This is a genomic window from Roseateles sp. GW821-FHT09H11, from assembly GCF_059415845.1.
The window spans coordinates 233,446-245,923 of sequence record NZ_JBWKOA010000005.1; the positions used below are offsets into that span (position 1 = coordinate 233,446).

Below are 12,478 nucleotides of genomic sequence, written 5' to 3' on the forward strand. Positions count from 1 at the left end.
GGCATGTGAGCGTCATGCTGAGGGCATCGGTGTCCCGTCAGTGCACCACGGCGCTGCCGCTTTCGGGCAGCCGCGTGCCGTGGGCGCGGGCCTCCGCCAGGATGAGCAGTCCGCGTGCGGAGACCGCATCGCGCGGATAGACGGCGAGGCCGACATGGCTGTCCAGCCTGACCTCATGGCCGCCCAGATCGAAGGGGTCGGCCAGCGATTCGCGGATGCGGTCTGTCAACGCTTCCGCCTCCTGCGCCGATCCGCAGCGGGAGACGACCAGCGCGAACTGTTCGTTGGCATGCCGCGCCAGAAGGTCGGCCGGGCCGGCGCAGCCCGACATCCTCCGGCCAATCTCGACCAGCACCGGTGCCGCCGCCGACACGCCCTGGCTGCGCAGCAGCGCCTCCAGCCCCTTCAGCACGACCACCGAGACGGCCACCTTACCGGCCTCGGCATGGACCATGCGCAACACCTGGTCGAGCCGCTCGAGCAAGGCGACCTGTCCGAGCAGGCCGGTCGCGGCATCGCGCAGCAACGGCGACGGCCGCTGCTGCCGCCCGACCACCAGCTCGCTCTGCAGCAGTTCATCGAGATCACCGAAGAGCGTCTCCAGCCCGCTCCCCTTGTCGTAGAAACCATCGGCGCCGGCCTTCATGCACATGTCTCGGTAGGCGTCCATCGCGTGATGCGTGAGCATCAGGATGCGCCCGCGATAGCCCTTGCCGCGCAGCCTGCGCAGCACGTCGATCCCGGTTCCCACCAGCAGGGTCATGTCCAGCAGCACCGTGTCCGGTTGCAGCCAGTCGATCAGCGCGATCGCCTGCGGCGCGGAGTCCGCCTCGCCCACGACGCGCGCGCCGGGCAAGTCTTCAAGCCGGCGTGCCAGGAGCCGGCGGATGGCCGACGAGTCCTCGACGAGAAAGATATCCATGAAGGGGTGCTCCGGATCGACGCGGCGACTGGTTGTCACCGCCTGCCCGGCATCTTGCGCGCGCCCTTGCGACCGCAGCAGCAGCACCGCGCCCAAGCTGGTGTCGGGTTGCCTCCGCAGGGTTTGTCGGGCAATCACCTACGTCTTGCGCCCGATCACTGGATGTCCGTGAGACCGTGCTGGACGCAGTACTTCGTCAGCTCGGTGTTGTTGCGCCAGCCCGTCTTTTCGAGGATGCGCGCACGGTAGGTGCCGACCGTCTTGGCCGACAGGTGCATGGTGTCGGCGATCTCGGCCGGCGTCTTGCCGGCGGCGATCAGCAGCATCACGCGGTGCTCCTGCGCCGACAACTGCTCATGCGGCAGTTGCCCTGGCGTCGCGCCGCTCAGCAGCCCCAGCAGGTGATCCGCCATCGCCGCCGTGACATAGCGCCCGCCTTGCAGCAGGCGCTGCAAGGCGACGACGAGCTCGTCGGTCGCCTTGTCCTTCGGGAGGTAGCCGGAGACGCCCATCTGCAGCAGCCGCGCCGCGTAGGCGGACTCCGCATTGAGGCTCAGCACCAGCACGGGCACGCCCTTGATCGCGCGCAGCATGCGGCTGGCACCCTCGGTCCCGCTCGCGTCGGGCAACGACAGGTCCAGCACCAGCGCGTCGGGCTTGTTCGCCTGGCCGAGTTGCAGCCCCTCGGCGATGGTCGACGCTTCGTCGATCACCGCCTGCGGCCAGTAACCCTGGATCAACTGCTTGACCCCGAGTCGCATGATCGGATGGTCGTCAACGATCAGAAATCTCATCCCAACCCTCCTCGTTCTCCCGCCTCGCGACGGCACCACCGGTGATGCCGTCCGCGCCCCCCGCATCGTCTGCGCCGGCGTCCAGCGGCACCCGGACGTCGATCCGCGTGCCGCGCTGGGGCGCCGGCCCGAACATCATGTCCCCGCCTGCGAGCACGGCGCGTTCCCGCATGTTCCGTAAACCTGACGCGTCCACCCGCACATGGCCGGGGCCCACCCCGTCGTCCTCGATCCTCAATCGGTACTCGCCGTCCTCGAGGCGCGACTCGATCGTCAATTGCTGCGCCTGCGCATGCCGCAGCACATTGGTCGCGGCCTCCTGGAGCAGGCGGAACAGCTGGTTGTGCTGCTCGGGCGTCAGCGCCTCGTCGGACGCGAGGTCGACATCGACGATGAGATCGCTCTGCCGCTGCAGCCCCTGCACGTAGTGCTGCACGGCCGCGGCGAAGCCGAAGTCGTCCAGCAGCGGCGGACGCAGCGTGTTGGCGATGCGCCGCGCCGCGCCGATGACTTCGTCGGCGATGGTCAGCATCTCCTCATGCATCGGTTCCTTGGCCGGCGCGATCTTGCGCGCCAGGGACAGCGCCAGCATCTTGGCCGCCGTGCCGAGCTGGCCCAGCTGATCGTGAACCTCTCGCGCCAGACGGCGCCGCTCCGCCTCCACGCTGCGATCCAGCTCCGCCGCAAAGCTCTGGATCTGGCCGAGCGCCTCGGTCAATTCGCGGGTGCGTTCGACCACGGCGCCTTCCAGTTGCGCGTGACTGTCGCGCAAGGCGCGCTCGGCCTGGTCACGCCGCTCGCGTTCCATCCACAGCGCCGCCATCGCCGCAGCCACCATCACGCCGCCGGCCAAGGGCAGCACCTGCGCCAGCAGCGTCGTCTCCTTCGTCTGGATCGCGACAGCCGATTCGATCCCGTCGATCCGCTGTTGCTGCACGGACTTCAAGCGGCCGAGTTCGCCGCGGATCTCGTCCATCAGCTGCTTCCCCGCCACGTAGGCCTGACGGTCCTTCAGCACCGATTCGCCCTCTTTCCAGCGGCTCTCGACCTGGCGTTCGACCTGCTGGCGGCGCTCGGCGATGAAGCGGTCCAGGCGCACGAACGCCGCTTCCTGGCGGTCGCCCGAACGCGCGAGCGCGGTCTTGAGCTCGGCATAGTGGGCATCGAGGTCGCGTTGGGCGTGCTCGTACGGCTGCAGAAACGCGGCGTCGCCGGTGATCAGGAAACCGCGTGTGCCGGTCTCGAGATCGATCAGCAGCGCATTGAGGTCGGAAATGAGCTGCTGTGTGCGCAACGCGTGGGCGCGCACGTTCTCCTGACGCGTCAATTCGCCAAGACTGCGGTACTCGCCGTAGGCGGTGGCCACGAAAGCAACGCAGCCGGCCAGCAACAGGCCCGCAGCCACCGGAAAGGTCAGCATGCGCATCAAAGGTCCGGGCTTGCGCGCCCGTGTTGGTACAACCCTGTGGACGACGGCATCACAGCGATGACATCCGCGCCGACATCCACCCCAGTGCTTCTGTGGCTCGCGACATGTCGTCGCGCCTCTCTACGGCCCCTCGCATCCGGGGCCGGTGTCGCGTCTCTCTGCGGAGACCGTTCACATGGGCCTAACGCTAGAGGGGTAGCGCCGGAAAAGCAAGTCCCTGCTCACGTGCCGCGTTCCGCGGAAGCCACGTCGACCCGCCGGAGTCCGCGCTCAATACACGACGTACTCGATCGCGGGGTCAGGACTTGACCCGGTCGCACGTCCTGTTCAGGCTCGGATCAAGGGGCTTGCCAGCGTGCGAGCAACGCGCCGTGGCGCCGTTGCCAGTCACGCAGCGGCGCGTCCTCACCGTCCAGGACCAGACGGAGATAGGCCAGGCTCAGTTCACGCGTGGCCGCCTTGACCTTGGGATTGAGGTCGAAGCCACCGGTGTTCATCCGGTCGGTGAAGATACTGTGCGAGCCGCCGCTGAACATCGCCAGCGCCTTGTGCGGACCGCCGGTCGCGTCGAACAGCGCCACACGGTCCGCCGGGCCGCTGTAGTAGCCAGGGATGGTGATCTCGTCGTCGGTGGCGCTGATGTGCAGCGTGGGGATGGCGATGCCGCCCAGGATGGGCACGGGGTCGCCTTCACCGTAGAACGGTGGCGCGGAGATCAGGATCGCCGCCTTGAAGCGCGGATCGGCCAGGGCGGGCATCGACGCGGCGCCCCCCAGCATCCCCGTGGACGCCGACACCTTGGCGCCGGCAAGCAGAAGGCTGGTGTTGGCGCCGTAGGAATGCCCGGCGATCGCGAGCCGTGCCGGGTCGAGCTGAGGACCCAACGGCCCGGCGAGCAGTTGGTCCAGCGCGAAGCGCACGTCCTGCGTGCGGTCGACAGCTTCTTCCGGCTGGGCCGCATGCTGCAGCCGCAGGACCAGATTCAGCGAGTTGGACCAGCCGAAGCCGCCCGTCCACAGCCGGCGATCGCTGCCGATGTGCTGGACGTGCATCGCGACCACGCCGTGGGCGGCCCAGTAGCTGCCAAGATAGCTGTAGCCTCGGCGCGAGCCGCCCATGCCATGCGAGAACACCACCACCGGCCAGCCACCGGCCGGGGCGGCGCCGCTGGGCCAATAGACGCGCACGGGGACCGCGCGATGGCGAGCGGGATCGGTCCAGTCGAAGTCCTGCCAGTGGTGGCTGCCGTCGTCGGCCAGTTGCGCCCCGGGCTGCGCCGGCAGGTCAGGCCCGCTCGCAGGCGAGGGAGAGGCGCAGCCGATGAGCAGCGCCGTGAACGCTGCGACCGCCGAGGCGGCGAGCGCAGTCCAGCGCCACGTCCTGGTCACGATGTCAGAAGAGTTCGACGTCGCTCAGGTGCTTCGCCTCGGACATCGCGCCTTGCGCGACCAGCGTGGCGTGGCTTTGCACCTGGTTCCGTCCCGCGCCCTTGGCGTGATAGACGGCCTTGTCGGCGCGCTCGAAAGCCGCAGCCGGCGAATCGCCGCCGCGGATCTGCGTGAAGCCGATGCTGACCGTGATGCGGCCGACCTGCGGGAACGCGTACTGCGCGGTGTTGTTGCGGAATCGCTCGAAGGCATGGGCCGCGTCGGGCTCGTCCTCGCATCGCATCAGCACGACGAACTCCTCGCCGCCGAAGCGGTAGAGCAGGTCGTTGAAACGGAAGCTGCTGCGCATCAGCCGCGACAGCAACAGCAGGACCTCATCGCCGATCAGATGGCCGAAACGATCATTGATCGACTTGAACAGGTCGATGTCGATGACGCCCAGCCAGTAGCGCGGATGCACGGCGGCATGCCGGCGATCCTCGCCCGTCTCATCCTGCGCGGCGGCCTCGCCCAGCGCGCGCATCGGCAGTTCCGAGACGGCCTTCAGGAAGCTCTCATCGAAGGTCTTGCGGTTGAGCAGGCCGGTCAGGGTATCGCGCTCGCTGTAGTCCAGCAGCCCCTGGAAGTTGTGATAGATCCGCAGCACGCTGGAGACCATGCGCTGCGCCTCGGCCTTGAGGCGGCGCGCGGTGTGCAGTTCCAGCACGCCGACGACCTCGCGCTCGGTGGCGAGCGGGAACAGCGTCACCCACTCGTCGCCCTCGCGCTGCTGCAGCACGCTGCGCTGCGTCAGGCATTCGAGGCGACGCGCGTGCTCGGCCAGTCTGGGCAATGATTCGGGATCGACCCACAGCGAGTCGGCCGTTGCGACCGAGTCGCCCGAGCGCAGCCGTGCTCGGGTCAGCCAGCGTTGCTGGCCGGGCTCGCCGACGCAGCGGTAGATCGCCACCGCGGCCACCGGGCCGTTGAGCAGATCCCGCAGGGCGGTGACGAGCGTGACGTCCATGACATCGCGGTCACGGAAGCCCGTCAGTTCGGCAAGATGGTCGACTACCCCGGACATGGTGTTTGCAGCGTGGAGGGAGGATCCTGGCGCCGGCTTTCCGATGTCCGGGAGGCCGGACGCTACGCCCTCGCCGGCTGGCCGGCGGACAGATGCGAAGTGTATCGGGCGATCAGGCCCAACAGGTGCTCTTCGTCATAGGGCTTGCCCAGGTAATCGTTGACTCCGAGCCGTTGTGCATACTCGCGGTGTTTCTGAGCGATCCGCGACGTGATCATGATCACGGGCAGTCCCGCCAGACGCGCGTCGGCACGCAGGTTGCGGACCAGATCGAAGCCGTCCATGCGGGGCATCTCGATGTCCGACAGCACGACCGTGGGCAACTCGTCACCGCCCAGGCGCTCCATCGCATCCAGGCCGTCCTTGGCCAGGAGCACGCGGTAGCCCTCGCGCTCCAGCAGGCGCTGCGTGACGCGGCGGACGGTCAGCGAGTCGTCGACCACCATCACCAGCGGTGCGAGCTGGACCTTGGCTTCCTCGACCACGACCTGGCGCGCCGCCGCTTCGGCGTCGTGCACGCGCTGCTGCGCAGCGTGGCCGTAGCGGTTGGCCAGCGCCACCGGGTTGTAGATCAGCGCCACGTCGCCCGACGCCAGCAGGCTGATGCCCGCCAGACCCGGCACCTGCATCAGCTGCGGGCCCAGGTTCTTGATCACGACTTCCTGGTTGCCCAGGACTTCGTCGCAGTGCAGCGCCAGACGCTGCTGCGCGCTGTGCACCAGTGCCACGGGCAGCGTCTTGCCATGGGCGAAGCCGCGGTCGCTGTGGCGCATCAGGCCGCCGAGCCAATAGAAGGGCATGCGCTCGCCGGCCGCCATCAGCGAGCCGTCGACGTAAGCCTGCTCCACCGTCTCGACCGGCAGACGCTGCACCGACAGCATCAGCGCCGCCGGCACCGCGACCTTGCGATCGCCGTAACGCAGCACGACGACCTGCGTCAGCGCCGTCGTCAGCGGCACGCGCAGCTCGAAGCTCGCGCCCTGCCCCGCGGTCGACTGCGTCAGCACGTAGCCGCCCAGCGTGTTCACTTCGGAGCGGACCACGTCCATGCCGACGCCGCGCCCAGCCATTTCGGTCAGCGCATCGGCGGTGGAGAAGCCCGGCTCGTAGATGAGGTCCATCAACTGCGAATCGCTGACGTCCTGGCCCGGCTGGATCAGGCCCTGGCTCTCGCCGCGGGCGCGGATCCGCGCCAGATTCAGGCCGGCGCCGTCATCGCTGAAGCGAACCTGGATCTCGTTGCCTTCCTGATGCAGGTTCAGCACGATGCGGCCCACCGGGGCCTTGCCGGCCTGCTGGCGGACGTCCGGCGTCTCGATGCCGTGCACCACGCTGTTGCGCAGCAGATGCTCGAAGGCGCCCGTCAGACGCTCCAGCACGGCGCGGTCCAGTTCGACGCCGCCGCCGCGAATCTCGAGTTGCGCCTGCTTGCCGCTTTCGCGGGAAGCCTGCCGGACGACACGATGCAGACGCTCGCCCAGACTGCTGTCGAACTCCACCATGCGCGTGCGCAGCAGGTCGTCCTGCAGCTCGCGCGTCAAACGGGACTGTCCGGCCAGTTCGTCTTCGCCCGCCGCGACGTTGCGCTGCAGGCCGCGCTGGACCGTCGCCACGTCGTTGACGGACTCGGCCAGCATCCGGGTCAGTTCCTGGAAGCGGGTGTAGCGATCGAACTCCAGCGGGTCGAAGTCCTTGCCGGTGGCCTGCGCGGCTTCCTGTCGAGCGGCGATGCGGGCCTCGGCCTGCAACTCCAGCTCACGCAACTGCGTGCGCAGGCGCTCCAGGTTGTCGTCCAGGTCGGACAACGACGTGCGCATCTGGCCCAGCTCGGATTCCAGACGGGCACGACGGATGGACACTTCGCCGGAGAGCGCGGCCATGCGTTCCAGCAGCGCGCCACGGACGCGCACTTGCGCGGCCGGAGCGACCGGCGCGCTTTCCAGCGGCTGGCCAAGATCAGCGACCTCGCTGAAGTGAGCCCAGTCGATCTCGATGTCGGCCAAGGGTGCCGCCACGACGGGTGCGGGAACCGGCGCCTCTTCGACCGTCGGCACCTCGGCGACCGGCTCAGCGATCGCGGCAACAGGCTCGACGAGGGGTTCGGCAATGGGTTCGGCGATGGGTTCGATCCCCGGTGCGGCCGCAGGTTCTTCAACCGGCACAGTCGGTTCGACCAACTCCGCAATCTCCGCGGCCGGGATCTCCGGTTCGGCAATCACGTCACCGACTGGGGCCGGGATCGCATCCGAACCCTCGGCGGGCGATTCGACGGTCTCCACGGCCTGGACGGACGCGGGAAGCTCGGCGATCGGCGCGGCCGGCGCCATCGGTGCGGGCACCACCGGCGTCGGATTGCGCCAGGTCCGCTGGAGCGTCTTGAAGGTATGTTCCAGGCTGTCGCCGGCGTCCTGCAACGCGAGCAATTGCTCGAAGCGGGGTTCGCCGTCGGCCAGGAGGTGCTCGATCTGCGATTCCAAGCGGTGCGCTTCCTCGCCGAGACGCATCGCGCCGGACAAGCGGGCGCCGCCCTTGAAGGTGTGCAGCACACGCATGCAGGCCGCCGCACGACTGGTGTCCGCCGGCTGGGCCGCCCACTCGCGCAACGCGCCGTGCAACTCACCCAGCAGGTCTTCGGCTTCCTCCTCGAAGATCGGCATCAGTTCCGGCTCGATCTGGTCGGGCTGGTTGAAGTCGAAATCGTCGTCGGTCGCCTCGGCGGCCCGATGGAACGCGGCCTGCGAGGTGGGGAATTCAGGCTCGTCCGGAACGACCGGCGTCACCGGAACGCTCAGCAGGCTGGCCGGCAGCGAGGCGGTGGACACTTCCTCCAGCGACATGGCCAGCAGGCCCTCGTCGCTGTCGGCATGACCGTCGGGCAGCACCGAGCCCGGCTCGAAGGCCTGCAGTTCGACCAGCAGCGCCGGATCGGCTTCCTTCAGGAATCCGGCGGCGAACTGATGCAGCAGGCGGCGGATCTCGTCCGAGGCGCGTTGGAAGAGCGTCGGGTCGCCGACCTCATGACCCTGGGCGCGGCCCAGGGCATGTTCCAGGCAGCGGGCAAGCGTCGACAGGTCGTCGAAGCCGACCGTCGCCGCGCTGCCGGCCAGGCCGTGTGCCAGCGCTTCCGCGTCCTGCGGCAGCGGGGACTGCGGGAGCAGCGACCACTCGGTCAATTCCACCTGCAGACGGCGCGAACGCTCGTCGGCTTCGTTCAGGAAGATGTTGAACAGCGCGATGCTGATGCGCAGCGGGCCGATGACCTTGACACCTTCGTCGCTGTCCTCGGCGTCGACATCCTCGTCGAGCGTCTCGATCGGTGCCTCGGCGGCCGGCGGAGTGACCGCCGTTCCGCCCACCAGGCTCAGCGCCGGCGCGTGCGTCGCGGGCACGGGCGGCGTGTCCAGGTCGAGGTCCGGCAGGTCCAGATCGGACAAGGTACGCGGCGACAGGCCTTCCGGCGGCGTGTCGACCAGCTCCTGCCCCAGGTCCAGCGTCAGCGACAGATCCGGCGCAGACGCCGCATCGATCGCGGTCACCGGTTCGGTATTCAGGTCGGACAGATCCAGCAGGTCCAACGCAGGCTCGTCGACCACGGACGCGACCGGCAGCTCGTCCAGCGGCATCGGTGTCGTGGCCTCGATCTCGACCATCGCCGCATCTTCCGGCCAGCCTGCCGGCAGGTCCATCGTCACATCCGTTTCTTCGACGGACGTCAGCGTCGGCTCCAGGGCCTGAGTCGGCTCGTCGTGGAAGACCGGCGGCTCGACGGCAAGTGGCGACTCGGCTGTCGACGGTGTCGGCAGCGACGACGGCTCGATCACGTCAGCCACGGTCGGCAGCGACATCGTCGTGTCGAGCGCGGGCAGGTCGGCCGCGGACAGCGCGTCCAGGTCGATCGAGGAACGCAGTTCCGGCACCGCCCGGGTCAATTCGGGCAGCTCGCCCGGGAAGTCCAGGGAGAAATCGGCGTGAGGCGTTGCGGGCTCGACGGCGGTGACGATGCCCAGGTCGGCCACCGGCAGCGCCGGCACGTCCAGGCCGGGAAGATCCAATGCCGGCAGATCCAGCGACGGCAGGACCGAGCCCGTCGGAACCGGTTCCGCGTCCAGGCTGGCGAGCAGGTCCAGCGCGGCCCGTTCGTCGGATGCAGGTTCGGACGTGGCCGGCTGCGCAGGCGCCGCGACCTCGTCGGCGAGCGACAGCTCCGGCAGACCGGACAGATCGATGTCATGGACTTCGTCGACGGTGGGAACCTCGACGACTTCAGCCACCTCGGCGACCTCGATCACGTCAGGGACCGAGCCGACCTCGACCACTTCCACCACCTCGATGGCGTCAGGCAGGGCGGCGACCGGCGCGGCTGCGGGGGCGACCGGCTCGGCCGACACCTGCAGCGGCACGTAGCGGTTTTCCAGGCGCAGCGCGTCGGCGGAAGCGCGGAATGGCGCGCTGTGGAAACCGTGCGGACGCCCTTCGGCGATCGCGGCGGCCCAGGCCTGGAAGGCGTCCAGCGCTTCGTTGCTGAAGCGCAGCAGGTCCGAATCGGCCTGCGGATGCTCCGACAGGCGCTGGTTGTACAGCTGCTCGCAGGCCCAGCCTGCTTCGCCGAACTCGTTCAGCCCGACCATGCGCGAGCTGCCCTTCAGCGTGTGGAAGGCGCGACGCGCGGTCGTCAGCTGTTCCTTGTCGCTGCCGTTGCGGGCGAGCGCAGTCATCGCCTCGCGAGCTGTCGTCACGACCTCGGCCGCCTCCTCCAGGAAGATGCCCAGCATCTCCTCGTCGATGGCTTCCTCGGCCTGCGGGATCGGCGCGCTCGGCGCCTGCGCCGGCGGGGCCGCGGGGGCGGCGGCCTCGATGAACTGCTGCAACGACTCGGCCGCATGGCTGCCTGCGGCGTCGCCGCCGGCCGACAACAGCTGCTGCTGCGCCTGCTGAGCCGCCTGCGCCATGCCGAGGTCGTCGGCGGCGCGGGCTTCGTGAGAGATCCGCTCCAGATCGCGGGCCAGATCCTCAGTCGAGCGATCGCCCTGCGCAACCGCTTGCGCCGTGGCCTGCAACTGATCGATCAGCTGGGGCTGTGCCGCAGCTTCCGCAGCGGCCAGTTCCTCCCCGTCCGCCTGCAGTTCGCTTTCGCGGCCCACCAGCGACTGCAGCAGTCCGGTGTCTTCTTCGAAGCGGAACATGCGCTTGGCCAGTTGCGGCTGCACGCTCAGCATGTCGATCAGGAAACCCAACGCGCCCAGGTTGTGGGCGAGCCGGTCGAATTGCGCGCGCGGCCCCGACAGCGTCGGATCGACCTCGGTGTTGGCCAGTTCATCGACCTGGTCGCGCATCTTCAGCGTGGCTTGCGCGGCCTGCGACAGGCCCAGCACGCTGAACACGCCCCGCATCGCCTGCAGCTGTCCCGGCACCGGGATCAGCAGGTCGCGCTTGCTGGGGTCGCGGAAATACTCATCGCACTGGCGCTCGACCTCGGACAGGCTCGCGCGCAGTTCATGGACGACGGAGCCCAGCGTCTGCCGGTCGGCGACGCGGCGATAGAGCTCCTCCATCCAGCTCTCGAGCGCCAGCGGGGCCTCGCCGTGACCCACCGACTCGATGCGGCGGGCCAGGCTCTTCACGCGCTCGCCCTGTTCAGGCTGGTCGAAGGCTTCGTCCTCGAGCGCGGCCTCCAGATAAAGCATCGACGTGGCGATCTCCATCGCCAGCGCCGGCTCGGGCGCGCGGCCCGAACGCAGGGTCGTGACGACGGCGCGGCGCAGCGTGTCGCCCAGCACTTCACCACTCGGGAACAACTTCTGCAGCGACTCGGCGACGTTGGCGAACTGCTCGTCCAGGCCACCCAGCCGGTGGGTCTCGCCTTCGGCGGCAGAGGCCCAGGATTCCTTCGCCGCGACCACGCGACGCTTCGCGGCAGCGACCCAGTTCGGATCGATGCGGCCCAGCGCGTCGTCACGGTAGTCGACGGTGTCGGCCTCGACCAGGCCATAGGCCTGCTGCACCGCGCTCAGGCGCGGCGCGGAGCCGGGCTGCGCATGCTTGGCGGCGGCGGCAAAGAACAGCAGGTCCTTGGCCAGGCGCTCGGAAGGCGCCGCGTCGCTGCCGGCGCGCAGTTGCGCGAGCAGGCGCGAACCGAGCCGCTTGACCAGCGTGTCCACCGGCAGCAGGCCGCGCGATTGAGCTTCGAACTGGCCCGCGGCCAGCATCCACAGCGTCCGCGCGTTGGCCTGGGTCTGCGTCAGCGCCAGACCGGCGCACAGATCGCTCAGCAGCTGCCCTTGTCCCGGCGCCGGCGCGCGCATCTGCTTGAGCAGCAGCGCCTCGAACGGGGTGCGCATCTGCTCGGACGTCAGCGCGCGCACGCCACGGTCCAGCGGCAGTTCGCGCCAGCGGAATTCCTCGGTCCACAGGTCGGCCGGGTGGATCCGACCGGCGCCGTTGAGCTCCTGCAGCGTCTGGTAGGCGGGGAACAGCGCGAGCGAGCTCGGCTGTCCGCCAGCCAGTGTCTTGGCAATGAAGGCGAGCACCGCGAAGTCCGCGCGCTCGACCGCCTCGACCTCGGCGATGCTCACGGCGGCCGGGTTTTCGGCCAGACGGAACAGCGTCGCCTCGGCGGCTCGAAGCAGATGCGCCGCGGCGGGCAGGCTGACGACCGCCAGCACGCCGGCGGCCTGGTGCATCTGCTGGGCCGCGCCTTGCAGGGCGGGACTGGGCTGGCCGTCGCCGCCCAGCGTCGTCGACCGCGCATCGGCATCGCGCAGCACGCGGCGAAGGGCCTTGTGCACCGATTCCAGCGTGCGGCGCAGCTCCTCCTGGACCCAGGCCAAGGGGCTCAGGTCGGCGGGGAACTCGGATTCGCGCGTAAGGTCCATGCTCGCTCTT

6 protein-coding genes are annotated in these 12,478 nt (G+C 69.2%); all 6 read right to left on the reverse strand.

Features of this window, described 5'->3' with window-relative positions; translation table 11 throughout:
* Nucleotides 1-37: 37 nt before the first annotated feature.
* On the reverse strand, nt 38-1,009 hold the full coding sequence (locus AC07PR_RS18060) for a response regulator (RefSeq protein WP_495136270.1): 972 nt from the start codon (nt 1,007-1,009) through the stop codon (nt 38-40).
* Between the two features lie 68 nt (nt 1,010-1,077).
* A complete protein-coding gene (locus tag AC07PR_RS18065) occupies nt 1,078-1,716 on the reverse strand; it encodes a response regulator (RefSeq protein WP_377160262.1) in 639 nt (212 codons plus the stop codon).
* Nucleotides 1,697-3,142: a CHASE3 domain-containing protein gene (locus AC07PR_RS18070; protein WP_495136106.1), complete on the reverse strand. Its 1,446-nt coding sequence runs from the start codon at nt 3,140-3,142 to the stop codon at nt 1,697-1,699. The genes AC07PR_RS18065 and AC07PR_RS18070 overlap by 20 nt, the downstream gene beginning before the upstream one ends.
* Before the next feature lie 341 nt (nt 3,143-3,483).
* Nucleotides 3,484-4,533: an alpha/beta hydrolase family protein gene (locus AC07PR_RS18075; protein WP_495136107.1), complete on the reverse strand. Its 1,050-nt coding sequence runs from the start codon at nt 4,531-4,533 to the stop codon at nt 3,484-3,486.
* A 4-nt stretch (nt 4,534-4,537) separates the two neighbouring features.
* On the reverse strand, nt 4,538-5,596 hold the full coding sequence (locus tag AC07PR_RS18080; protein WP_377160256.1) for a GGDEF domain-containing protein: 1,059 nt from the start codon (nt 5,594-5,596) through the stop codon (nt 4,538-4,540).
* A gap of 62 nt (nt 5,597-5,658) precedes the next feature.
* Nucleotides 5,659-12,468, reverse strand: a complete 6,810-nt coding sequence (locus AC07PR_RS18085; protein WP_495136108.1) for a hybrid sensor histidine kinase/response regulator — start codon at nt 12,466-12,468, stop codon at nt 5,659-5,661.
* Nucleotides 12,469-12,478 lie beyond the last annotated feature (10 nt).